Here is a 23,550-nt window from a genome sequence, read left to right on the forward strand (position 1 = left end):
GCCGGGGACGTCAGTCGGGGCGTCGCCCGGTGCGCTCCGCGCGCTCGCGGTGCTCCGCCCGGGCCCGCGCGCGCGACGTGGCGATCGACACCAGGACGCCGACGACGACGAGGTCCAGCACGATCTGGACCATCGCCACCATCTTGGCGGCCTCGCCCGTCGGGTGGACGTCGCCGTAGCCGACCGTCCCGAGCGTCACGACGGCGAAGTACAGGGCGTCGGTCCGGTTCTCGATCCCCACGAACTGGTCCGCGAGGAGGTAGTAGACGAGGGCGAAGAACGTCACGACCGGCAGCAGCAGGCCCATGACGGACTGGACCCGCACGCTCGGCGTCTCCCACGCGCGGAGCTGGCGCCGCACCTGGACCACGAGGAGCCCGCACAGCAGCGCCAGCCCGACGCCGAAGGAGACGAGCTGAACCACCTCGGGCGCGTCGTCGTCGGGCAGCGGCACGCCGTAGTAGACCGTGAGGCACGCGGCCGTCGAGGTCACCGTGAGGATCGGCGTCCACCACGGGCTGTCGTGCGGGAGGCCGCGCATGCGCATGGGCCCAGCATCCCGCGCCGACGCCCGCTCGTCGCGGCGTACGGCGGCGTGCCGGTGTCAGGGGTGCTGGCTAGGTTGGGGCGCGTGACGTCGTCGACCACCGCGGCCCGCTCCGCGGCCGCCAAGCGAGCCCGCCCCGCCTACCGCTGCAGCGAGTGCGGGTGGACCACCGCGAAGTGGGTGGGCCGGTGCGGCGAGTGCCAGGAGTGGGGCACGGTGACGGAGGACGCCCCGGCCGCCTCGGGCCCCCGCACCACGGCCGTGTCCCCCACGCGCTCCCCCGCGCGCCCCATCGGCGAGATCAGCGTCGAGGCCGCGCGCGCCACGCCCACCGGCGTGTCCGAGTTCGACCGCGTGCTCGGCGGCGGCATCGTGCCGGGCGCCGTCGTGCTCCTCGCCGGGGAGCCGGGCGTCGGCAAGTCGACGCTCCTGCTCGCCGTGGCGAGCAACGTCGCCGCGGGCGGCTCCGACCTGCCGACGGTCCGGCCCGCCGGAGAGCGCGCGCCTGCGGAGCCCGCGCGCCCCGCGCCCGTCCCGCGGCGCGTCCTGTACGTCACGGGCGAGGAGTCGGCCGGGCAGGTGCGCCTGCGCGCCGAGCGTGTCGGCGCCCTCGCGCCCGGCTTGCTGCTCGCGGCCGAGACGGACCTCGCGACCGTCCTCGGGCACATCGAGGCCACGGAGCCCGACCTGCTGGTCGTGGACTCCGTGCAGACCATCGCGTCCGCGCAGGTCGAGGGCGCGCCCGGTGGCGTGAGCCAGGTGCGCGAGGTCGCGGCGTCGCTCATCGCCGCGGCGAAGGCCCGCGACCTGCCCGTGATCCTCGTCGGGCACGTCACGAAGGACGGCTCGGTCGCCGGCCCGCGCACGCTCGAGCACCTCGTCGACGTCGTGTGCCAGTTCGAGGGCGACCGGCACTCGCGCCTGCGCCTCGTCCGCGCCGTGAAGAACCGCTACGGGCCCACGGACGAGGTCGGCTGCTTCGACCTCACCGAGAACGGGATCGTGGGGCTCGCCGACCCGAGCGGCCTCTTCCTCTCGCACACCGGCGCGGGCGTGCCGGGCACGTGCGTCACCGTGACGCTCGAGGGCCGCCGGCCGCTCGCGCTCGAGATCCAGTCGCTCGTCGTGCCGAGCTCGCTGACGAACCCGCGCCGCACCACGAGCGGCGTCGACTCGAGCCGCCTCGCGATGATCCTCGCCGTCATGCACCGGCACGCGGGCGTGCGGCTCGTCGACCAGGACGTCTACGCGTCGACCGTGGGCGGCGCCAAGGTGACCGAGCCGGCCGCCGACCTCTCGATCGCGCTCGCCGTCCTGTCCGCGCGGGAGGACGAGGCCCTCCCGCAGGGCACCGTCGCGTTCGGCGAGGTCGGCCTCGCCGGGGACATCCGCCCCGTCGCCGGCCTCGACCGCAGGCTGGCCGAGGCCGCGCGCCTCGGCTTCACGCGCGCCGTCGTGCCGCGGGGGTCGTTCCCGCGCCCCGTCGAGGGCATGACGATCCACCCGGCGCGGCACCTCGGCGAGGCGGTCGAGCTCGCGCGGAGCTGAGCGCACGGGCCGCGGCGGGGTAGCTGCCGGGCAGCCACCGAGCGGGGCCCGCGCGCGGGGCCCGACGGCCGCCCCGCCGCGGTCGTCAGCCCTCGACGCCGGCCGAGCGACGGCGCCGCACCAGCACGACCGTCCCCGTGCCGACGGCCACGGCCAGGCCAGCGAGCGCCGTCAGGAGCGCGACGCTCGCGCCCGTGGTGGCGAGCGGGCCGCCGCCACCGGGGGCGGGTGCGGCCGTGGCTCCCGGCTCGGAGGGCTCGGGCGCCGGCGTCGTGGGCGGCACCGGGTCGTCGTCGTTGGTCACGGTGCACGTCACGGCGTCGTCGGGCCCGACGACGACGACCTCGTCCTCGACCGCGAGCGCCGCGCCCTCCCCGTCGACGCACTCCCACCCGAGCGTGGTGTAGCCCGCCGGCCCGTCCTCGGCCAGCGCGTACGTCCCCTCCTCGACGGGCACCGCGGTGACGTCGTCGCTCCCCGACGCCCCCGTGACGACGAGGTCGCCGGTCTCGGCAGACCCGGACGCCGTGAGCGTCCAGTCGGCAGGCGCGGCAGTGCCGCCGTCGTCGTTGACGACCTCCTTGACCAGCGTGAGCATCGGCGGGCACACGACCTCGTTCGTCACCTCCACCTCGCGCGTCGGCGACCCCGCCGTCGTCGTGAAGGGCAGCGCCTCGTCGACCGTCTCGCCGTCGACGGACGTCACGCGCGCACCGGTGAGGACGCAGCCCGCGGGAAGGGTCGTCGTCTCGTCCACGACGACCTCCTGCGCGCCCGCGTACCCGCCCCGCTCGGCGCCCCACGGCTGGGCGCTCGGGCCCGCGCCGTCGGGCCCGGTGAGCGTGAGCGCGGCCTCCAGGCCCTCCGGCTGCTCGCCCTCGGCGAAGGTCTCGCCGCGCACGACCCACGTCTTGTCGACGACGACCGCGGACTGCGGCCGGTTGCGGATCGTGCAGCTCACGAACCCCGAGGGCGGGAGGTCGACCGTGAAGCCGGTGGCACCGGAGCTCTCGACCGCGACCGGGGCGTCCTGCGCGAGCTTGTCGACGCACACGGCGTTCGCCCCGGCGGCCGTGACGAGGTCGTAGCCGTCCTGCTGGGTCTCCGCGACGGTCAGGGTCGCGGTCTGGGGCTGGCCGCCGTAGTCGACGTCGAACACCACGCTGCCGGTGCCGTCGTCGGGCGTCGTCTGCGTCGGCGGCGTGACCGTGACCCCGGCCGTCGTCGTGCCGGCCGAGATCTCCCACCCCGGTCCCGCGGGCACCGCGCCCGTCACGTCCTCGCCGAGGTTCTCCGCGGGGACCAGCTCCTTCGTCACGGTGAGCCGCGACGCGCAGCCCGAGAGGAGCACGTCACGGAGCGCGGACCCCGCGGACTCGAAGTCGGCCAGGTCGAAGTAGTCGGCCGACCGCGGGTCGCCGCCCTCGTAGAAGGTCTCGCCGGAGAGCGCTCGCAGGTTGAGGCGCGTCACGTCGTCGATCCCGCTGCCGACGCCGAGCGCGAGGAGCCGGGATCCCCGTGCCTTGACGGCGTCGGCGGAGTAGATCCCGTTCTCGACGTCGCGGAAGTGCGTGGTGCCGCCGCTGCCGAGCAGCGGGTCGGCGCTGAACCGCGTCGGGTTGCCGTCGGTGAGCAGGACGACCACCTGGTAGTCCGGCGCGGCCTGCGCGACGGCCCACAGCGCCTGGTCCCAGTTGGTCCCGGACCCTGTCGCCCAGCCCGCGTACTGGGCCTTGAACGCGTCCGCGCCGCCCTGCGTCGAGACGGGGACGAGCGTCGGGGCGTTGCCGCCGTTCGTCGCGGGCGACGTCCCGTCGAACGAGAAGACCGCCATCCGCGACGGTGTCCCGACGAGCGCGTCCGCGATCGAGTCGGTCGCGGCCTTGAGGTTCGTCACCTGGCTGCCCAAGGACGCCGACAGGTCGAGCACGAGCGCGACGTCGACCCCGCACTGCGCGGCGAACTCCGGGTTCGTGCGCGACTGCTGCCACACCCCTTCCGAGTCCGTCTCGGGTCGGCCGCTGCCGGCGCTGCCGAACATGAAGGGCGGCTCGGCCGCCAGGGAGCTGTACGTCTGGCCCGCCTCGAGCGGCGGCGTGAGGAACTCGTACGGCCGGGCGACGGAGCCCGACCCGCTCCCCGCTCCCGTCCGCAGGGTTGGGTTGGTGTACCACCCCGCGGGCGCCGACAGCTGGCGGACGAGGAACCGCGCACCGGCGTTCGCGCCCCCCGGGCCCGTAGCCGGGACGACGAACGAGCAGTCCCCGTCGGCGTCGGAGGTGCACAGCGCCCAGGGCTGGTCGACCGGCTCGGGCGTCGCCCCCTCGGTGTAGAGCCCGAGCACGACGCCGGGCAGCGGGGCGACTTCCCGGGTCCCGACCCGGTCCCCGCCCACGCGGACGGTGACGACGGCCTCACCCTCCCCGGGCTCGGGTACCTCGGCCACGGCCGCGGTGCCCGTGGCGAGGGCGGCGAGGCCCACGAGGACGAGCGCCGCGGCGCCCGCCGCGGCGGACCTCCCGACCTGTGCGAACGACCGACGACGGTGCACGTGCCCTCCCCGAGCCGCTCCGATGATCTGCTTCGAGCACCCACTCTGACGGAGCCCTCCGGAGGCGGCCACCGGTGCGCCCGGCGCCCGGACCCGGCACGCCCCACGGCGCCGAGACCGGATCGTGACCGCTTTGTGGCGTGGCGCCGGGGTTTTCCGGAGGTGCGGAGGGGCTCGCAGCGTAGGATTCCCCCGTGGCCAACTCCCCCGCGCACCCCGACGAGCTGCTCCGGGAGACCCTCGCCGCCGTGGCACCGGGCACCGAGCTCCGTGACGGTCTCGAGCGCATCCTGCGCGGCCGGACCGGCGCGCTCATCGTGCTGGGCCTGGACAAGATCGTCGAGGAGATGTGCTCGGGAGGCTTCCAGCTCGACGTCGGGTTCTCCGCGACGCGGCTGCGCGAGCTGTCGAAGATGGACGGCGCCGTCGTGCTCGACCGCGACGCCAACCGCATCCTGCGCGCCGCCGTCCAGCTCCTGCCGGACCCGACGATCGAGACCACCGAGTCCGGGACCCGGCACCGCACGGCCGAGCGCGTGGCCAAGCAGAGCGGCTTCCCCGTCATCTCGGTGAGCCAGTCGATGCGGATCGTCGCGCTGTACGTCGGCGGGCAGCGCCACGTCCTGGAGGACTCCGACACGATCCTGTCGCGCGCCAACCAGGCGCTGGCGACGCTCGAGCGCTACCGCGCGCGCCTCGACGAGGTGTCCGGCACGCTGTCCGCGCTCGAGATCGAGGACCTGGTCACGGTGCGCGACGTCTGCGCCGTCGTGCAGCGCCTCGAGATGGTCGCGCGCATCTCCGAGGAGATCGCCGGCTACGTGATCGAGCTCGGCACCGACGGCCGCCTCCTCGCGCTCCAGCTCGACGAGCTCATCGGCGGCATCGGCTCGGACCGCGAGTTCGTCATCCGGGACTACGTCGACCTGGGCCGCAAGGACCGTTCGCTCGCCGAGGTGCAGAAGGCCCTCGGGGGCCTCGACTCCACGCAGCTCCTCGACCTCGGCCAGATCGGCCGGGTGCTCGACCTGCCGGGTGGCGGCGACGCGCTCGACGCGGCGGTCGCCCCGCACGGGTACCGCCTCCTGTCGAAGGTGCCGCGCCTGCCCGCGACGATCATCGACCGGCTCGTGGCGCACTTCGGCGGCCTGCAGAAGCTCCTCGCGGCGAGCATCGACGACCTCATGACCGTCGACGGCGTCGGCGAGCAGCGGGCCCGCGCGGTGCGCGAGGGCCTGTCCCGGCTCGCGGAGTCGAGCATCCTCGAGCGCTACGTCTGACGCTCCGACCGTCCGCACGACGCACACGGAGGGGACCGTGGACCACGTCGACGAGTGGTCGGCACTGGCCGACGCCTGGGCGCGCTGGTGGGCGCCCGCCGCCGAGCCCGCACAGCGGGCGATCCTCGACGCCGCGGGCGTCGGGCCGGGCTCCCGCGTGCTCGACGTCGGGTGCGGGACGGGCGAGCTCGTCGCCCTGGCCGTGGCCCGCGGGGCCGAGGCAGCCGGGTGCGACGCCGCCGCGGGGATGGTCGACGCCGCCCGGCGCCGCAGCCCGGGCGCGGACCTTCGGGTCGCCCAGGCGGAGCGCCTCCCCTGGCCGGACGACTCCTTCGACCTCGTGACGCTCGTCAACGCGCTCGCCTTCACCGACGTCGCGCGGACGCTCGTCGAGTGCCGCCGCGTCGGCGGGCTGGTCGCCGTCGCGACGTGGGCCGAGGACGAGCTCAACGACCTCACCGTCCTCGAGCGCGCGGTCGCGGGCGAGGACCACGAGCCGAGCGACGAGAGCCGCGAGGAGGGGCACCTCGGCGCGCTCCTCGCGGAGCACGGCTTCACGCCGGTGACGGAGGGCGTCGCGGACGCGCCGATGGTGCTCGCCGACGCGGACGAGGTCGTCGCCGCGATCATGTTCGGCGAGTCGGACGAGCTGCGCGCCGAGCTCCGCCCCGACGTGCTCCGCGCCGCGCGGCCGTTCCGGCGGCCCGACGGGTCCTACCTGCTGCGCAACACCTTCCGCTGGGCCCTCGCCCGCCGCTGACGCCCGCGACCCGGGCGCGTGCCCGGGAACGTCGGGGCCCCACGGGAGGGGCAGCGCCCCGGGCGGGGCAGCGCCGCCGGTCTACGCGCCGTCGGCAGGAGGACCGGACGGGGCAGGCGGCTCGGCGCCCTCGGCGGGCGCCGTCCCCTCGGCCGGCGGCGCCCCGTCCGCCGGGGCCGTCCCGTCCGCCGGGGCCGTCCCGTCGGCGGGAGCGGTCCCGTCCGCCGGGGCTCCCTCCGCCGGGGTGGTCCCGTCCGCCGGGGCGGTGGGCTCGGCCGGGTCTGGCGTGGGCGCGGGCGGGGCGAGCAGGGTGAAGGTCACGGGCTCGCTCGTCGCGCCGTCGACGCCGGCGATGCTCACCACCGCCGTGTACGTGCCGGGCCCGACCTCGGGCTGGTCGGGCGCGCAGCCCTCGACCGAGCGGTGCCGGTCCCACCGCACGAGCCGCGACGGGTCCTCGTCGCCCGTGCTCATGAGCAGCAGGCGCTCGGTGGACCCGCAGTGGGCCGACGACCACACGAGCTCGTCGCCCGAGTAGACGAGCACCTGGCGGCCCGCGTCGGAGCCGTCGACGAGGCACGGCCGCCCGCCGGAGTGCCGGACGGTCACGTCGAGCTGCACGGCGCGACCGGGCTCGTACTCGGCGGCGTTCGTCGTCACGGCGAGCTCGAGCGACGCCGCCGTGCAGTCGCGGGGCGGCCCCGCGGCCTCGGGCGTGGGGGGCGGGGACTTGCCCTCCTGCGCGCTCGCGTCGCCGCTCAGCAGCGGCCCGACGGCGCGGACGGCCACCTGGCCGAGCAGCACGAGGCCGACGACGAGCGCGACGAGCAGGAGGAGCGCGACGAGCCGACGGCGTACCAGAGCGGCGCGCGTGGGAGCGCCCGGCCCGGTGCTGGGGCGGGTGCTCGGCCTCGGGGTGCGGTCGGTCCGCGGCGTGCTCACGGGTCCTCCGTCGTGCTCGTGCTGGTCGGGACCACGCTAGCCGCGGGGCCGCCCCGCGGCGCCGGTGCCGCGCCGACGGTGGCGCAGGTCGGGGCACAATGTGTCCGGCCCGTGCACCTGCCTGTGCACCTGCCCTGTCGATCTGCTCCGTCCCCCGGCCCGCCGCCCCGACCCTCCCGAGGACCCACCCGTGCCAGCCCCCGCCCCGCGCCCCGCGCGTCCCGACGGCCGCGCCCGCCCGGCGCCGTCGAGCACGACCGCGCCCGGTGACCCGCACGCGGGGCTGAGGGACGCCGTCGGGCGCTGGTTCGGCGCGACGGCCCGCGATCTCCCGTGGCGGGCGGCCGACCGCACCGCGTGGGGCGTGCTGGTGAGCGAGGTCATGCTGCAGCAGACGCCGGTCGTGCGGGTCGAGCCGGCGTGGCGGGCGTGGATGGAGCGCTGGCCCGAGCCGGCCGACCTCGCCGCCGCACCGACCGCCGACGTGCTGCGCGCGTGGGGCCGGCTGGGCTACCCGCGGCGCGCGCTGCGCCTGCAGGAGTGCGCCCGGGCGATCGTCGAGCGGCACGACGGCGAGGTGCCCCGCGGCGAGGAGGCGCTGCGCGCGCTGCCGGGGGTCGGCGAGTACACCGCCGCGGCGGTCACCGCGTTCGCGCACGGGCGCCGCGCGGTCGTCGTCGACACGAACGTGCGCCGCGTCCTGGCGCGGGCGGTCGGGGGCGTCGCGCTGCCCGCGCCGTCCTACACGGCCGCGGAGCGCGCGACCGCCGCCGCCGTCGCCCCGCCCGACGACGACGACGCGGTGCTGTGGGCCGCGGCGTCGATGGAGCTCGGCGCGCTCGTCTGCACGGCGCGCGCGCCCCGGTGCGGCGTCTGCCCCGTCCGCGACGCGTGCGCGTGGCGCCTGGCCGGGCGCCCCGGCGACGAGCACGCGGCCCGACGCCGCACGCAGGCCTGGGCGGGCACCGACCGGCAGGCGCGGGGCCGGGTCATGGCGGCGCTGCGCGACGCGCCGGGCCCTGTGCCGCGCGGCGTCGTGGCCGAGGTGTGGCACGACGCCGCGCAGCTCGACCGGTGCGTCGCGAGCCTCGTCGAGGACGGTCTCGTCGAGCAGGAGGACGGGCCGGGCGGGGTGCTCTACCGGCTCCCCGCCTGACCCGGCGGGCGGGCCGTCAGCCGCGCGCGGCGTCCGCGGCGCGGTCGCCGTCGAGGTCGGCGGGGCCGCCGGGGACGGCAGGGCCGTCGAGGTCGAGCAGCATCCGCGTGTTGCCGAGCGTGTTGGGCTTCACGCGCGCGAGGTCGAGGAACTCGGCGACGCCGTCGTCGTGCGAGCGCAGGAGCTCCGCGTACACCTCGGGGGACACGGGCGTGCCCTCGATGGTGCGGAAGCCGTGCGCGCGGAAGAAGTCGACCTCGAACGTCAGGCAGAACACGCGCCGCAGGCCGAGCGCGCGGGCACGGGCGACGAGCTCGACGACGAGCGCGTGCCCGACACGGTGGCCGCGCCACGCCGGGTCCACCGCGAGCGTGCGGATCTCCGCGAGGTCGTCCCACATGACGTGCAGCGCCCCGCACCCGACGACGCGCCGCGCGTCCGCGCCGTCCGCCGCGTCCGGGTCCGGCACCTCGGCGACGACGAACTCCTGGACCGCCTCGTAGTACCCGACCATCTCCTTGGCCAGGAGGATGCGGTCCTCGGCGTAGGGCTGCACGAGCGCACGCACCGTCCGCACGTCCGCGGGCAGCGCGGGACGGACACGGACGGCAGAGGTCGTGGGCACCGCGACACTGTACGCGCGCGGGGCACCCGCTGCATAGTCATGCATCAGGACGCATATCTGCGCTCCGCGCTCACGAGCCCCCGACGAGGTGGGCCGCCGTGATCTCGTCGACGACGAGGTCGGTCACCACGCCCGCGCGCAGGGCCGCGCGCAGGGGCGCCACCTTGTTGTCGCCCGCGACGGCGCACACCCGCCGCGGCACGCGCCGCAGCTCCTCGGGGGCCGGCCCCGTCGCGCGCTCGTTGAGCGCGATGTCGCGGTAGGTCCCGTCGGCGCGGAGGAACACGGTGCAGACGTCGCCGACGACGCCCTCGGCGTCGAGGACCGCGATGTCGTCAGGGTCGAGGTACCCCGCGGAGTACACGTGCGACGGCACGCCGCCGGCGACGGCCCCGACGGAGAACAGCGCGATGTCGGCCCGGTGCTGCACGTCGAGCACGCGGCGCACGGACCGCTCGCGCCACATCGCGCGCTTCGTCTCCGCGTAGTCGAAGAACGCGGGCACTGGGAAATGGTGCACGTGGGCGTCGAACGCGCTGCCGAAGCCCGCGATGAGGTCGCCCGCGTAGTGCACGCCCGACGTCCGCGTGTTCGCCGCCCCGTTGAGCTGCACGACGGCGCTCCCCCGGGTCGGCTTGCGGGGCAGGTGCCGGGACACGGCCGAGAGGGTCGTGCCCCACGCGATCCCGAGGATCATGTCGGAGTCGAACCACGTCGACAGCAGGCGCGCGGTCGTCAGCGCGACCTGCTCGAGCCGCTCGACCTGCGGCGCCTGGTCGGGCACGGGGACCACGTAGGCGTCGATCCCCCACGTGCTCGCGAGGTGCTGCCCGAGCCCCGGCCCGCGGCTGCGCGCGGGGCGCAGCGAGATCTCGACCAGGCCCGTGTCGCGCGCCCGCTTGACCAGCCGCGACACGGTGGACCGCGACGTGTGCAGGTGCTTGGCGATCGCTTCCATCTTCATGTCCTGGAGGTAGTACATCGACGCCGCGCGCAGGACGTCCTGCTCCCGATCGACCATCGCGGTCTCCTTCCCGTCACCCCCATTCTGCACGTTCGTGCACCACGGTTGCGCGGGCGTTCGCGGCGTGGTGGTCTGGACCGTGTGCCTCCGCGCCGGAGACCCCGGTGCACGCACGGCGGTTCCCGCTCGCGCACCCTGGTCGGGCGTGGGACCGTCGCTGTGAGCGCACCGTGGGCGCGATCGTCCCGCGGCGTGCCGCAGCACCGAGGGACGAGAGAGGAAGACGGATGGCATCCACGAGACTCACCGCGGACTCCCGGCGGCAGGCGCTCGCCGCGCTCGAGGCCAGCACCAGCGCGGACGCCGAGCTCGACGTCCTCGTGATCGGCGGCGGGGTCACCGGTGCCGGGATCGCGCTCGACGCGGTCACGCGCGGGCTCTCCACCGCGATCGTCGAGGCGCAGGACTGGTCGGCGGGGACGTCGAGCCGGTCGAGCAAGCTCGTGCACGGCGGCCTGCGCTACCTGCAGATGCTCGACTTCCACCTGGTCAAGGAGGCGCTCACGGAGCGCGACCTCCTGCTCAAGGAGATCGCGCCGCACCTCGTGCGCCCCGTCCCCTTCCTGTACCCCCTCGAGCACCGCGTGTGGGAGCGTGCCTACGTCGGCGCGGGCATCGCGCTCTACGACACGCTCGCGAGCGTCGCGCCCGGGCGCCGCGCGATGCCGCTGCACCGGCACCTGTCGCGCAGCCGCATGGAGAAGAAGTTCCCCGACCTCGCGCACGACGCGGCCGTCGGCGCAGTCCAGTACTGGGACGCGTCCGTCGACGACGCCCGTCTCGTCACGACGCTCGTGCGCACCGCGGCGTCGTACGGCGCGCACGCGGCCTCCCGCACGCAGGTCGTCTCGCTCACCAAGGGCTCGACGGGCGCCGTGAACGGCGCCGTGCTCCAGGACCTCGAGACGGGCCGCGAGATCACCGTCCGGGCACGCGCCGTGATCAACGCGACCGGCGTCTGGACGGAGGACACCGAGGCGCTCGCCGGCAGCGAGGGCGGCCTGCGGGTCCTCGCGTCCAAGGGCATCCACATCGTCGTGCCGCGCGAGCGCATCAAGGGCCAGGTCGGGCTGATCCTGCAGACCGAGAAGTCGGTCCTGTTCGTCATCCCGTGGTCCCGCTACTGGGTCATCGGCACGACCGACACCCCGTGGGAGCAGGAGCTCCAGCACCCCGTCGCGACCGCGGCCGACATCGACTACGTGCTCGAGCACGCGAACGCCGTGCTCGCCCACCCCCTCACGCGCGACGACATCATCGGCACCTGGGCGGGCCTGCGGCCGCTGCTCCAGCCGGGTACCAAGGAGGGCACCAGCTCCGCGAAGGTCTCGCGCGAGCACACGGTGGCCTCCCCCACCCCGGGCCTCACGGTCATCGCCGGCGGCAAGCTCACCACCTACCGCGTCATGGCGAAGGACGCGGTGGACTTCGCGATCGGCCAGCGCGCGAGCGCCCTGCCGTCGATCACGCACAAGATCCCGCTGCTCGGCGCCGTCGGCCTCGACGCCGTGCGTCGCCAGGCGCGGCCCTGGGCGTCCCGGTACGGCTGGACCCCGGCCATGGTCGACCACCTCCTGCACCGGTACGGGTCGAACCTGCGCGAGCTCGTCGAGCTGTGCGAGGCGCAGCCGGACCTCGCCCGCCCGCTCGAGCACGCGCCGGCGTACCTGCGCGCGGAGATCGCGTACGGCGTCTCCCACGAGGGGGCGCTGCACCTCGAGGACCTGCTGCTGCACCGCACGCGGCTCAACTACGAGGTGCCCGACCGGGGCCTCGCCGCGCTGCCCGAGATCGCGGCCGTCGCCGCCGAGATCCTCGGGTGGGACGACGCGACGCGCGACGCCGAGATCGCGAGCTACATCGCCCGCGCGGAGGCCGAGGCCGCCGCCGAGCAGGAGCCCGACGACGCGTCCGCCGAGCGCACCCGGCTGGAGGCGCCCGACGTCGCGCCGCTCCAGCCGCTCCGCACGACCTGACAGCTGCACATCGCCGCGAGCGAGCCCCGGTGGCCGACCGACGGGTCGGCCCCGGGGCCCCGCACACCGACCCCACGGGGCGCCACGCCGACGGCGGACCGACCCGAGGACCCGGCGCTCAGGTGCGTCGGGACGGTTGAGACAGAGAAGTCCACCACGAAAGAGAGAGCACGATGGATCAACTCCTCATGAACGCCTTCTGGTCCGAGATACTCGGCACGGCGACACTGATCCTCCTCGGCGCGGGCGTCGTCGCGAACGTCGTCCTCCCGAGGACCAAGGGCTTCAACGGCGGCTGGCTCCTCATCAACTTCGGATGGGGCCTCGCGGTCTTCGCCGGCGTCTACGTGGCCTACAAGTCGGGTGCGCACCTCAACCCGGCCGTGACCATCGGCCTCTTCACCGCCCAGGAGCCGTTCTTCTCCGTGACCGGCCCCGAGGGGCTCGTGACGGCGACCATCGAGCCGACGGTCGGCAACATGTTCCTGTACTTCGGGGCCCAGATGATCGGTGCCTTCATCGGCGCCGTGCTGGCGTTCCTGGCGTACAAGAAGCACTTCGACGAGGACGCACCCGGCGCGACCAAGCTCGCGGTGTTCTCCACCGGCCCGGAGATCCGCTCCTACGCGTGGAACTTCGTCACGGAGGTCATCGCGACGTTCGTGCTCGTGTTCTTCGTCGTGGCGTCCGGCAAGACCCCGTCCGGCCTGGGGCCGCTCGCGGTCGCGCTCATCGTGGTCGGTATCGGCGCGAGCCTCGGTGGTCCCACCGGCTACGCCATCAACCCTGCCCGTGACCTCGGTCCCCGCATCGCGCACGCGGTGCTGCCGATCCGGGGCAAGGGCTCGAGCGACTGGGCCTACGCCTGGGTCCCGGTCGCCGGTCCGCTGGTCGGCGGCGTCCTCGCCGGCCTGCTCGGGGCCGCCTGGGTCTGACCGACCCGGACGACCGGACCTCTCCCCCGCGTGACCGGGGAGCCGGGGGCCTCCCCGGTCACGCGACCCGCGCCGTCGGGCGCCGGGCACCTACGCCGCAACCACACCCACACCGACGTGAAGGACTGAACGCACCATGGCCGACTACGTTCTCGCCATCGACCAGGGGACCACGAGCTCCCGGGCCATCGTCTTCAACCACTCCGGGGAGATCTACTCCACCGGGCAGCTCGAGCACGACCAGATCTTCCCGCGCGCGGGGTGGGTCGAGCACAACCCCGAGCAGATCTGGAACAACGTGCGCGAGGTCGTCGGTCTCGCCCTCACCCGAGGCAACCTCACGCACGAGGACATCGCGGCCGTCGGCATCACGAACCAGCGCGAGACGGCCGTCGTCTGGGACAAGACCACGGGCAAGCCCGTCTACAACGCCATCGTCTGGCAGGACACGCGCACCCAGAAGATCGTGGACGAGCTCGGCGGCGACGAGGGCCCCGAGAAGTACAAGTCGATCGTCGGCCTGCCGCTCGCCACCTACTTCTCCGGCCCGAAGATCAAGTGGATCCTCGACAACGTCGAGGGCGCGCGCGAGAAGGCCGAGAAGGGCGACCTGCTGTTCGGCAACACCGACACGTGGGTGCTGTGGAACATGACGGGCGGCACCGAGGGCGGCGTGCACGTCACCGACGTGACGAACGCGTCGCGCACGATGCTCATGGACCTCGACACGCTCTCCTGGCGCGAGGACATCGCCGCGGACATGGGCATCCCGCTGTCGATGCTCCCCGAGATCCGGTCGTCGTCCGAGGTGTACGGTCACGGCCGGCCCCGCGGCCTCGTCCCCGGCGTCCCGATCGCCGGCATCCTCGGCGACCAGCAGGCGGCGACGTTCGGCCAGGCGTGCTTCGAGGTCGGCCAGGCCAAGAACACGTACGGCACCGGCAACTTCCTGCTGCTCAACACGGGCACGGAGAAGGTCATGAGCAAGAACGGCCTGCTCACGACCGTCTGCTACAAGATCGGCGACGCACCCGCGGTGTACGCGCTCGAGGGCTCGATCGCCGTGACCGGCTCGCTCGTGCAGTGGCTGCGCGACAACCTGGGCATGTTCGAGGACGCGCCCGACGTCGAGTGGCTCGCGGGCAAGGTCCAGGACAACGGCGGCGCCTACTTCGTGCCGGCGTTCTCCGGCCTGTTCGCGCCCTACTGGCGGCCCGACGCGCGCGGCGCGCTCGTGGGCCTCACGCGGTACGTCAACCGCAACCACATCGCGCGCGCCGCGCTCGAGGCGACGGCGTTCCAGAGCCGCGAGGTCGTCGACGCGATGAACGCCGACTCGGGCGTCGACCTCACCGAGCTGCGCGTCGACGGCGGCATGGTCGCCAACGAGCTGCTCATGCAGTTCCAGGCCGACCAGCTCGGCGTCGACGTCGTGCGCCCCAAGGTCGCCGAGACGACGGCGCTCGGCGCCGCCTACGCCGCGGGCATCGCCGTCGGCTTCTGGAAGGGCGAGCAGGACGTCATCGACAACTGGGCCGAGGACAAGCGCTGGAGCCCGTCGATGGAGTCCGGCGAGCGCGAGCGCCTGTACCGGAACTGGAAGAAGGCCGTGACGAAGACCATGGAGTGGGTCGACGAGGACGTGGAGCAGTAGCCCGTCCCGGGACCACCTGCCGAGGGGGTGGGGTGCACGGCGCCGCGGCGTCGCGCACCCCACCCCCTCGTCGTGCTCCCACGGGGCGAGTCGCGCGCGTCGTGCCTAGCGTCGAGATGCCGCGCCCCGCGGCCCGACGACGGGAGACGACATGACCGGCACGCACCACGAGCAGCCCCACGCGAGCTCCGACGAGGTCGCCACGGTCCGCGAGCTCATCAAGGACGAGAAGATCGCCATGCTGACCACCGTCGCGACCGACGGGAGCCTGGTCAGCCGGCCGATGGGCGTCCAGGCCGTCGACTTCGACGGCGACCTGTGGTTCTTCGCCGCCGCCGACTCGCACAAGGTCGCCGAGATCGCGCGGGACTCGGCGGCGAACGCGGCCTTCTCGGGCTCGACGTCCTGGGTCTCGGTGTCCGGGCGCGCCGCGGTGGTCCGCGACCGCGACAAGATCCGCGAGCTGTGGAACACGGTCGCCGACGCCTGGTTCCCCGACGGCCCGGACACGCCCGGCGTGGTGCTCGTCCGGCTGCACGCCCACTCCGCGGAGTACTGGGACTCCCCTGGCGGCCGCGTCGCGACGCTGTTCAGCCTGGTCAAGGCGAAGGTCACCGGCTCGCGCTACGACGGCGGGGAGAACGAGACCGTCGAGCTGTGACCCGTGCCGCCGGCCGCCCGGAGCGCCGCGCGCGGCGCGGCTAGGGTGGCCGGGTGAGCGTCGCCCGCGAGACCGCGTACACCCTGCCCGGCATCCACGTCACCGACCGCGAGCTCGAGGTGCCGCTCGTGTGGGAGGACGACACGGACCCCCGCCGCCTCACGCTGTTCGTCCGCGAGCTCGTCGACCCGGTCCGGCGTCACGACGACCTGCCGCTGCTCGTGTTCCTCCAGGGCGGCCCGGGTGGCAAGGGGCCCCGGCCCACCGGGCCGGACGGCTGGGTCGGCACCGCGCTCGCGACGCACCGGGTGGTGCTGCTCGACCAGCGCGGCACCGGCCGGTCCTCGGCCGTGCGCGGGGCGGCGCTCGCCGCGCGCGGCCCGGGAGCGGCCCAAGCCGAGTACCTCTCCCGCTTCCGGGCGGACGCGATCGTCGCCGACGCCGAGCACGTGCGCCGGACGGTGTACGGCGGGCGGCGGTGGACGTCGCTCGGCCAGTCCTACGGCGGCTTCCTCACGATGACGTACCTGTCGCGGGCGCCCGAGGCGCTCGCCGCGTGCTACGTGACGGGCGGGCTCCCCGGCCTGACGGCGGACGCGCGCGAGGTGTACCGCCGCACCCAGCCGCGCGTCGTCGCGAAGAACGCCGCCTACCGGGAGCGGTACCCGGACGACGCGGCCCGCCTCGCGCGCGTCGCGGACCTCCTCGCGGCCGACGACGTGCGCCTGCCCGACGGCGACCGGCTCACCGTGCGCCGGCTCCAGTCGCTCGGCACGGACCTCGGGATGAAGCCCGGCCCGGAGCGCATCCACTGGCTCGTGGACGAGGCGTTCGACGCGGACGCGCCCGACACCCTGACGGACACGTTCCTCGCGGAGGTCGCGGCGGCGACGTCGTTCCGCACCAACCCGCTGTACGCCGTGCTCCACGAGTCGATCTACGCGCAGTCGGGCACGGGCCCGACGGCGTGGGCCGCCGAGGCGGTCCGCGCCGAGGAGCCGGCCTTCGACCCGGCGGCACGACCGCTGCTCCTCACCGGCGAGATGATCTACCCCTGGATGCTCGAGGAGATCGCCGCGCTCCGGCCGTTCCGCGCGGCGGCGGAGGCGCTCGCCGCGCGCGAGGAGTGGCCCGACCTGTACGACCTCGACCTCCTCGCGCGCAACGAGGTGCCCGTCGAGGCGGCGGTGTACGTCGACGACATGTTCGTCGACGCCGGGCTCTCGCTCGAGACGGCGGCGCGCGTGGGCAACGTCCGCACGTGGGTGACGAACGAGTTCGAGCACGACGGCCTGCGCACGGGCGACGTCCTCGCGCGCCTGGTCGAGCGGCTCGGCGCCCGCGGCGGCCCGCGCACCTGAGGCGTGCCGCGCCCGGCCCGCTGGACGGGCTGCGGCGCCCGGCTCCCAGACCCCGGCTGGGCGGAGTCAGGCCGTCTGGTCGCGGCGCGCGCGCAGCACCCACGCCCCGGACACGAGCGCCCCGCCCAGCACCAGCGTGAGCAGGTCGAACCCGGCGTCGCCGCGCGGCGGGGCCGGTGGCACCGCGGCGGGCGCCCCGCCCGCAGCCACGACGACGGCGCCCGACGGGTCCGCCGTGCCGACCACCGGCGCCAGGTCGAGCGCGGGCCCGTCCGCCGTCGTCGGCGCGGACGCGTCCGGTGTCGCAGCGGGCGCCGGGGCGGCCGGAGCAGGCGACGCGGGCGGGGCGGCGGGCGCCTCGGGGACGGCCGGCCCGTCGAGCACGAGCTCCCACGACGTCTCGCCGACGAGGACGTAGCCGTCGAGCGCGCGCGCCGTCACGGTCACCGTGCCCCGGGCAGGATGGCGGCCCGGGGCGAGGACCCGCTCGTCGAGGACGAACTCCACGCCGTCGGCCCGCGGCACCTCGACCGCGGCCACCGCGCCCGGGCGCGCGGCGACGACCACGGGCGTCGGCGCCCGGACCTCGGTGAGACCGGAGAACACGAGCTCGACGGCGCGCGACCCGTCCGACCCCGGCAGCACCGGCTCCGCCGCGCCCTCCGCCGCGAGCCGCAGGCCCGCGGCCGGGGAGAGCGTCAGGACGACGCGCGCCACGTGGTCGAGGTACCCCTCGACGGCGTGCGTGCTGCCGGGCGGGAGCACCGCGCCGGTCGCGTCGCGGACGACGAGGCCCTCGGCGTCGGGCACGGTGTACGTGTCCGCCCTACCCGGGCCGTCCTGCGCGGCGGGGAGCACCGCCGTGACGACGGGGAGCAGCTCCGTGACCGCCTCGGCGGCGGACCGCCCGTCCGGGAGCTGCAGCACGTGGCCGTCCTCCGCCACGGCCGTCGCCCGCAGGACGCCGCCGTCCCGCGGCGCCTCGACGGTCCGGTACCCGTCGACCACGACCACGGTGCACGTCATCGGCTCGCCGCCCAGGGACCAGCGCACGCCCTCGACCACCGGCACGAGGTAGACCGCGTCCCCGGCCGCCGCGCGGACGAGGACCGGCGGCAGCACGACCACGCGGGGCGCGGGCCCGCCGTCGGGCACGGTGGGGTCGGGGCCGGGGGGCGTCTCGCCCTCCTCCGGGGCCGCCGGGTCGGGAGCGGGGACGGAGGGAGACGCGCCCTCCTCCGGAGCGGCCGACCCGGGCGCGGGAAGCTCCGGTCCGTCCGGCACGGGAGCGCCGGGCACGGCAGGCACGACCGGCCCGACGCCCACGGTGCCGGCGCCCGCGCCGGAGCCGGAGTCCGTGCCCGCGCCGGGGTGCGTGCCGGATGCCGCGTCGGGGCCCGTGCCGTCGGCTCCGGCCGCAGCCGTGGACGTCGCCGCACCCGCGGCACCGGGCCGGCCGTCCTCGGCGACCCGCGCGAGGGTCTCAGTCGCCACGGGCGCGACGCCCGGGTCTGCCGTGGCACTGGCGACCGGGGCGGCGTGGGCCGTCGTGGACGCGCCGACCAGGACGGCGCACACCAGCACCGCAGCGAGCGCGGTCCGTGGGCGGGCCCGGTGCACAGACATGGGCGTGCGCCTCCTCTCCGGTCGCGTCCGCGGGTGGACGCGCCCGAGGCCCCTATGCACGCGAGGGGCCGCGCTGTCCGCATCGTCCCCGGGCGTCCCGTTTCGTCCGGGGTGGCGGGAGCCGCGGGCGACCTGGTTCGAGCGCTTCACCCGCCTTCCCCGAGAACCGGCGCACCTCCTCGCCTAGGGTGAGAGCGGATCACGGCGCGGTGCCGGCTCTCGGGGCGGAGCCGTGGCCGGACGCGGTTCGCCGCCGTCCGTCCGCCCGCCCGTGGAGCGGGGGAAGCACGGAGGCAGCATGTCGGTGACGGACACGACGACGTTCCGTCTGTACGGGGCGCCACGCCCCCCGCACACCGAGCTCGTCCGCGAGCGCCTGCTCGACCGGCTCGAGGTGGACGCCGCTCTCCGCGTGGTCCGCGGCCCCGCAGGTGCGGGCAAGACCTCCCTCCTCGCCGAGTGGTCCCGACGCCGGGCCACGCCGGGTCTCTGGCTGTCCGTCATCCCGGAGATGTCCCGGACGGACCTCTGGCGCGCGGTCGCGCGACGCGCCGCGCGCGCCGGGCTCGTGGCGTTCGAGGCCGCGCTGGGTCCCGCGGAGCTCGCCCCCGACGACGTGCCCGGCCGGCTGGCCGACGCGTTCCTCGCGGTGCCCGGGGAGGTCGTGGTCGTCATCGACGACTACCAGGACGTCACGGACGCCGCGGTCCACGACGACGTCCTCGCCCTGCTGCGCCTGTGCCCGAACCTCTCCGTGGCCGTGGCCACGAGCACGGTCTCCCCCCTGGAGGCCGCATCGGTCGGGCTCGAGCTCGACCGGACCGTCATCACGGCGGACCAGCTGCCGCTGACCCGGGACGAGACGGCCCGCATGCTGCGCCAGGCGGGCGTGGACCTCGACCCCGCGGAGGCGCACGTCCTCACCGGCGGCCAGCCGCTGTACCTGCGGGTCGCGATGCTCGCCGCGGAGATGGCCGGCTCCCACGGGACCCCGGCGCACGTCCAGGTCGCCGACGAGCTGCTGCGCGCCGCGCTCGAGAAGCAGCTCGAGGGCGCCGAGCGCCCTCGGCTCGAGCAGGTCCTGCGGCGGTGCGCGGTCGCGGACGTCCTCACCGCCGACCTCGCCGTGGCGCTGACGCGGGAGCCCGCGGCACCGCAGCTGCTGTGGATGCTCGAGGAGCGCGGGCTGGGTGCGTGGGAGCGACGTCCCGCGGGCCGGGTCTTCGTCCTGTTCCCGGTGGTGCGGACGTTCGTGGCGGAGCGCGTCCGCGAGGAGCACCCGGACGAGTGGGGGCTCGCCCAGCTCGCCGCCGCACGCTGGTACCTGACGAACGGCTATCCCGTCGAGGCGCTGCGGCACGCGGTCGGCGCGGGCGACCTCGGGCTCGCGTCCTCGGCCGTCTCGCGGTACTGGGGCGAGCTGCTCGAGCCGCAGGCGCTGGCCCGCCTCGACGTCCTCAAGGGCCTCCCGCAGACGGACCTGCGGCGCTGGCCGCTGCTCGCCGGGGCCCTCGCGATCCACCACGACAGCGTCCCCGGGGAGCGCACCGAGGCGATCGAGACGTACCAGCTGACGCTGGCCGCCCTGCGCCCCCGGGCGAGGGCGACCTCGACGACGGAACGCGTCGTCCTGGACGTGCTCGAGAGCGTCGCGCTGCGTTCCACGAACGCGACGCAGCGCGCGCTCGAGCCGGCGCGCCGGGCTCGGCAGACGCTCGACGAGCTGGGCGTGGACGAGCGCCGGGAGCTCGTGCGCGAGCTGCCCCGGCTCCGCGCCGAGGTCGCGATGTCGTTCGCGCGGGCGGGCGCGGACGACGAGGCGCTCGCCACGCTCGAGGACCTCGGCGGCTCCCCCGCCGTCGACCCGCGCACGCTCTACGGCCTGTCGCTGCGTGCGCTCGTGCTCGCGCTCCGCGGGGACCTGCCGGAGGCCGTTCGCGACCTCGAGGTCATCGAGGCGTCGCCCCACGCCGAGGTCCGCGCGGGGCGCGACGACCACCTGTACCGCATCGCCCGCGCGATCGTGTGCCTCGAGCGCTTCGACGCCCGCGGCGCCCAGGCCCACCTCGACGTGCTGCGACCGCACCTCGCGACGCTCGAGACCCGCCCGGTCGTCGCCACGGTCCAGGCCTACGTCGACCTCGTGTCCTTCGAGCCGGCCCTGGGCATCGAGCGGCTGCGCCGCTACATCGAGTCCGAGCGCGGCCGCCGCCGCATCTCCGCGCGCGACATCGACCACCTCGACTACGTGAGCGGCCTGCTCGGGCTCGCGCGCGGCCAGGTCGGCGCGGTGCACTCCTGGCTCAAGGTCGCCCCGGCGACGTCGTCGCTCACCTGGCTGCTGCGGGCCCACGTCGCCCTGCTCACCGGCCGGTGGAGCACCGCGCGGGACGTGCTCGTCGCGCACACGCCGCCGCGGACCGCCGCGCCACGCCTGCGGGCCGCGCACGCCGTCCTGCTCGCCGCCGCCCTCACGCACGCCGAGGAGGAGACGCAGGCGCGCGACGCCCTGGACAAGCTCGCCGGCGTCGCGGAGGACCGGCGGCTGCGGTTCGCCCTCGCGCTCCCCGCCCGGCACGACCTCCTCACGCTCGCCGAGCTCGCGGCACGGAGCAAGGACCAGACGGCGCAGCGCCTCATCGGGGACGCAGAACCCGTGCCGGAGCTCTTCGCCGCGACGGCCGACCTCCCCCAGCCCCTGTCCGACCGCGAGGTCGTCGTCCTCGACACCCTCATGCGGCACGCGACCGCGGTCGACGTCTCCCGGAGCCTCACCGTGTCCGTGAACACGGTGAAGAGCCAGCTCCGCTCGATCTACCGGAAGCTCGGGGTGCGTCGGCGCGAGGACGCTCTCGCCCGCGGGATCGAGCTGGGACTGCTCCCGGCCCAGCGTCCCCTGCCCGCGAGCGGCACGGACGGGCGCTGAGGCCCGGGCCCGTCAGACGAGGTCGTCGACGATCTTGGCGGACGCGCGCATCTCGGCGCGCGCGAGGTCGTCGTCGATCTCGCGCCCCGCGGCGATGAGCGCCGCGCGCGGCAGCCACGAGAAGACCACGAGGACGGGGTAGCTGTCCTCGCCCACGTACACGCGGCGGCGCCAGGCGGCCCACGCCACGGCGCGCGTGAGCGTGCGCACCGGGTCCTCGAGCTCGTTCGCCGCGTGCGCGGCGTTCTCCCACCCGTGCTGCGCCTCGCTCATGACCCGCGCCCCGCCGTGCCCGAGCGGCCGGGCGAGCGCCGCGAGGCCGATGTCCTCGGCGATCACGACGGCCTCTGACGGGACCAGGTCCAGGCCGTCCCGGTACGTGCCGAACGTCGCGGGGTCCAGGTGGCGCCACGGGTCGTCGTCGGGCAACGAGTCCAGGAGGTCGGTGAGGGCGCCGGCGAGGAGCGTCACGGCGCGCAGCGGGTGCGCCTTCGCCTGCGCGCGCATCGCGGCCATGGTCGCGAGCCGGTCGTCGGGGTCGATGAGCGGCTCCACGAGGCCCACGGCCCAGATGGCCCAGGTCGTGTCGTCCCACGGCGCGCCGGCGCCGTCCTCCTCCGGGGTCACCGCGACACCACCCCGCCCGGGGCGTCGGCGGCCCGGCACGGCGACGCCGTCGAAGCGCAGGACGCTGCGTGCACCCGGTCCACCTCCTGATCTCGTCCTGCCCTGTCCAGCCGGCGAGCCCGTCGCCGAGGACAGCATCCCACCGTGGCGACGTCCGCGAAACACCCGCGGCGGGCGAAGCGTGCGGAGATCACCCGCTGCCCGGGGCACCCGAGGGTGAAGTCCGGTGTGAAAGACGGTGTCCCGCGCGCCAGGAGCCCCTCCGGGTCCGCATGCTTGGACCGTGACCGACCGGACCCAGCTCGACCCGCGCCCGCAGCGGGCGCGCGACGCGCGTCCCGTGCGTGCCGTCGACGAGGGCCCGCAGGAGGACGACGACCCCGGGGCGCTCCGGCACGAGGTCGCCCGCGTCGTCGCGATCGAGGACGACGACCGCTACCGCGCCGAGGTCTCGGCGCTCCTCGCCGCCCACGCGACGCAGTGGCGCCGGATCGCGGCGCGCCTGTGCCGCACCAACTCGGTGCCCGCGGCTCAGCACCTCGACGACGTCGCGGCGATCGTCGTGGAGACCGCCTGGGAGATGCTCGAGCGGTCCCGGCGCGACCCGGCGTACCTGCGCAGCATGCGCTCGTTCCTCGCCATCGTCGTCTACACGGCCCGGCCCCGGGTCCGCTCGTTCCTCGACCACGCGACCGCGCCGGCGTCGGGCATGGTGGCCGCGCAGCGTCGCCGCCGCGAGCTCGCGCGCACGCGGTCGGAGCTCGCCGCGCTGCGCGGCGCGGCACCCTCGGTCGAGGAGGCCGTCCGCGCGACGAACGAGCGCCTCGGCGCCCACCGGGCAGACGTCGTCCGGCAGGGCATGGTCGTGACGGAGGCCGACGAGCTCGTGCTGCGCGGCGCGCTGTCGTTCGACGAGGCCCTGGACTCCGCGCGCACGACGGACGCGCACGCGGACTGCGTGCTGCACGCGGTCGAGGTCCCGGCGCTCGTCCGCTCCGTCGTCGACGCGGCGCACGCGGAGGACCCGGTCCGCGGACGGGTCGCGGCGCTCTGGATGTCCGAGGCCTACGGGGGCGGCGGCCCGCTCCCGGGCCACGACACGGTCGTGTGGATCGCCCGGACGCTGGGTCTGCCCCGGCACCGGACCGTCGCCCACATCGACCGGGTCCGGGTGCTGGCGGCGCAGCACCTCCGGGACGTCGGCATCGTCCTCGACGCCGTGGACAGCGTGTGAGCGCGAGCGTCGCTCCACGACCCGCACCTGCCGGGAGGCCCGCGGCGTACCGCGGCGAGCAGGAGAACCGCACCGTGGCGAGCACGGGGACCAGGGGGCGGCCGCAGGCGGGCGCAG

At 75.6% G+C, this 23,550-nt stretch carries 18 protein-coding genes; 11 read left to right on the forward strand and 7 right to left on the reverse strand.

Annotated elements, in window-relative coordinates:
* Nucleotides 1–10 precede the first annotated feature (10 nt).
* Nucleotides 11–547, reverse strand: a complete 537-nt coding sequence (locus tag BXA05_RS00335; RefSeq protein WP_061266718.1) for a potassium channel family protein — start codon at nucleotides 545–547, stop codon at nucleotides 11–13.
* An 84-nt stretch (nucleotides 548–631) separates the two neighbouring features.
* On the opposite strand from BXA05_RS00335, the gene BXA05_RS00340 reads away from it, so the two are divergent.
* Complete coding sequence (locus BXA05_RS00340) at nucleotides 632–2,095, forward strand: DNA repair protein RadA (RefSeq protein ID WP_076403266.1); 1,464 nt, start codon at nucleotides 632–634, stop codon at nucleotides 2,093–2,095.
* An 85-nt stretch (nucleotides 2,096–2,180) separates the two neighbouring features.
* Here BXA05_RS00340 and BXA05_RS00345 read toward each other — a convergent pair whose 3' ends face one another.
* Nucleotides 2,181–4,646, reverse strand: coding sequence for a VWA domain-containing protein (locus BXA05_RS00345; RefSeq protein WP_211435805.1), 2,466 nt, complete (start codon nucleotides 4,644–4,646; stop codon nucleotides 2,181–2,183).
* Between the two features lie 194 nt (nucleotides 4,647–4,840).
* Here BXA05_RS00345 and disA point away from each other — a divergent pair, with 194 nt between their 5' ends.
* Both disA and BXA05_RS00355 read left to right on the forward strand, forming a co-directional pair.
* A complete protein-coding gene (gene disA, locus BXA05_RS00350; protein WP_021479893.1) occupies nucleotides 4,841–5,926 on the forward strand; it encodes a DNA integrity scanning diadenylate cyclase DisA in 1,086 nt (361 codons plus the stop codon).
* Nucleotides 5,927–5,963: 37 nt separating this feature from the next.
* Nucleotides 5,964–6,686, forward strand: coding sequence for a class I SAM-dependent methyltransferase (locus BXA05_RS00355; RefSeq protein ID WP_076403269.1), 723 nt, complete (start codon nucleotides 5,964–5,966; stop codon nucleotides 6,684–6,686).
* A gap of 81 nt (nucleotides 6,687–6,767) precedes the next feature.
* On the opposite strand, the gene BXA05_RS00360 is transcribed toward BXA05_RS00355, so the two are convergent.
* Complete coding sequence (locus BXA05_RS00360; RefSeq protein ID WP_076403270.1) at nucleotides 6,768–7,628, reverse strand: hypothetical protein; 861 nt, start codon at nucleotides 7,626–7,628, stop codon at nucleotides 6,768–6,770.
* A gap of 190 nt (nucleotides 7,629–7,818) precedes the next feature.
* On the opposite strand from BXA05_RS00360, the gene BXA05_RS00365 reads away from it, so the two are divergent.
* Nucleotides 7,819–8,784, forward strand: a complete 966-nt coding sequence (locus tag BXA05_RS00365; protein WP_083711184.1) for an iron-sulfur binding domain-containing protein — start codon at nucleotides 7,819–7,821, stop codon at nucleotides 8,782–8,784.
* A gap of 16 nt (nucleotides 8,785–8,800) precedes the next feature.
* Here the strand turns inward: BXA05_RS00365 and BXA05_RS00370 are convergent, their stop codons facing one another.
* Nucleotides 8,801–9,454: an amino-acid N-acetyltransferase gene (locus BXA05_RS00370; RefSeq protein WP_076403272.1), complete on the reverse strand. Its 654-nt coding sequence runs from the start codon at nucleotides 9,452–9,454 to the stop codon at nucleotides 8,801–8,803.
* A 25-nt stretch (nucleotides 9,455–9,479) separates the two neighbouring features.
* Nucleotides 9,480–10,430, reverse strand: a complete 951-nt coding sequence (locus BXA05_RS00375; protein ID WP_034655252.1) for a sugar-binding transcriptional regulator — start codon at nucleotides 10,428–10,430, stop codon at nucleotides 9,480–9,482.
* 230 nt (nucleotides 10,431–10,660) lie between these two features.
* On the opposite strand from BXA05_RS00375, the gene BXA05_RS00380 reads away from it, so the two are divergent.
* The 5 genes from BXA05_RS00380 (at nucleotide 10,661) to BXA05_RS00400 (ending at nucleotide 17,020) form a co-directional block, all read left to right on the forward strand.
* The gene (locus BXA05_RS00380; protein ID WP_076403274.1) at nucleotides 10,661–12,409 is read left to right on the forward strand and encodes a glycerol-3-phosphate dehydrogenase/oxidase; all 1,749 of its coding nucleotides are present in this window, start codon (nucleotides 10,661–10,663) and stop codon (nucleotides 12,407–12,409) included.
* Between the two features lie 188 nt (nucleotides 12,410–12,597).
* Nucleotides 12,598–13,344 carry an MIP/aquaporin family protein gene (locus BXA05_RS00385; protein WP_233139602.1) on the forward strand — a complete coding sequence of 249 codons (747 nt, stop codon included), beginning with the start codon at nucleotides 12,598–12,600 and terminating at the stop codon, nucleotides 13,342–13,344.
* A gap of 136 nt (nucleotides 13,345–13,480) precedes the next feature.
* Nucleotides 13,481–14,998, forward strand: coding sequence for a glycerol kinase GlpK (gene glpK / locus BXA05_RS00390; protein WP_021482287.1), 1,518 nt, complete (start codon nucleotides 13,481–13,483; stop codon nucleotides 14,996–14,998).
* A 151-nt stretch (nucleotides 14,999–15,149) separates the two neighbouring features.
* Nucleotides 15,150–15,659, forward strand: coding sequence for a pyridoxamine 5'-phosphate oxidase family protein (locus tag BXA05_RS00395; protein ID WP_043658359.1), 510 nt, complete (start codon nucleotides 15,150–15,152; stop codon nucleotides 15,657–15,659).
* 53 nt (nucleotides 15,660–15,712) lie between these two features.
* Nucleotides 15,713–17,020: an alpha/beta fold hydrolase gene (locus tag BXA05_RS00400; protein ID WP_076403275.1), complete on the forward strand. Its 1,308-nt coding sequence runs from the start codon at nucleotides 15,713–15,715 to the stop codon at nucleotides 17,018–17,020.
* Between the two features lie 66 nt (nucleotides 17,021–17,086).
* On the opposite strand, the gene BXA05_RS00405 is transcribed toward BXA05_RS00400, so the two are convergent.
* A complete protein-coding gene (locus BXA05_RS00405; RefSeq protein ID WP_143310992.1) occupies nucleotides 17,087–18,514 on the reverse strand; it encodes a hypothetical protein in 1,428 nt (475 codons plus the stop codon).
* Between the two features lie 430 nt (nucleotides 18,515–18,944).
* Between BXA05_RS00405 and BXA05_RS00410 the strand changes: the two genes are divergently transcribed.
* Nucleotides 18,945–21,572, forward strand: coding sequence for a LuxR C-terminal-related transcriptional regulator (locus BXA05_RS00410; protein WP_076403278.1), 2,628 nt, complete (start codon nucleotides 18,945–18,947; stop codon nucleotides 21,570–21,572).
* Nucleotides 21,573–21,584: 12 nt separating this feature from the next.
* Here the strand turns inward: BXA05_RS00410 and BXA05_RS00415 are convergent, their stop codons facing one another.
* Nucleotides 21,585–22,199: a hypothetical protein gene (locus tag BXA05_RS00415; protein ID WP_021483189.1), complete on the reverse strand. Its 615-nt coding sequence runs from the start codon at nucleotides 22,197–22,199 to the stop codon at nucleotides 21,585–21,587.
* A 283-nt stretch (nucleotides 22,200–22,482) separates the two neighbouring features.
* Between BXA05_RS00415 and BXA05_RS00420 the strand changes: the two genes are divergently transcribed.
* Nucleotides 22,483–23,433, forward strand: coding sequence for a hypothetical protein (locus tag BXA05_RS00420; RefSeq protein WP_076403280.1), 951 nt, complete (start codon nucleotides 22,483–22,485; stop codon nucleotides 23,431–23,433).
* The last annotated feature ends 117 nt before the right edge of the window (nucleotides 23,434–23,550 follow it).

Origin of the sequence: Cellulosimicrobium funkei (genome assembly GCF_900155925.1) — a bacterium.
Classification (GTDB): Bacteria; Actinomycetota; Actinomycetes; order Actinomycetales; family Cellulomonadaceae; genus Cellulosimicrobium; species Cellulosimicrobium funkei.

Coding starts and splice junctions, on each gene's coding strand:
- BXA05_RS00335 (WP_061266718.1), bottom strand. CDS start 547: ATGCGCATGCGCGGCCTCCCGCACGACAGCCCGTGGTGGACGCCGATC.
- BXA05_RS00370 (WP_076403272.1), bottom strand. CDS start 9,454: ATGCATGACTATGCAGCGGGTGCCCCGCGCGCGTACAGTGTCGCGGTG.
- BXA05_RS00375 (WP_034655252.1), bottom strand. CDS start 10,430: ATGGTCGATCGGGAGCAGGACGTCCTGCGCGCGGCGTCGATGTACTAC.
- BXA05_RS00380 (WP_076403274.1), top strand. CDS start 10,661: ATGGCATCCACGAGACTCACCGCGGACTCCCGGCGGCAGGCGCTCGCC.
- BXA05_RS00385 (WP_233139602.1), top strand. CDS start 12,598: ATGAACGCCTTCTGGTCCGAGATACTCGGCACGGCGACACTGATCCTC.
- glpK (WP_021482287.1), top strand. CDS start 13,481: ATGGCCGACTACGTTCTCGCCATCGACCAGGGGACCACGAGCTCCCGG.
- BXA05_RS00395 (WP_043658359.1), top strand. CDS start 15,150: ATGACCGGCACGCACCACGAGCAGCCCCACGCGAGCTCCGACGAGGTC.
- BXA05_RS00410 (WP_076403278.1), top strand. CDS start 18,945: ATGTCGGTGACGGACACGACGACGTTCCGTCTGTACGGGGCGCCACGC.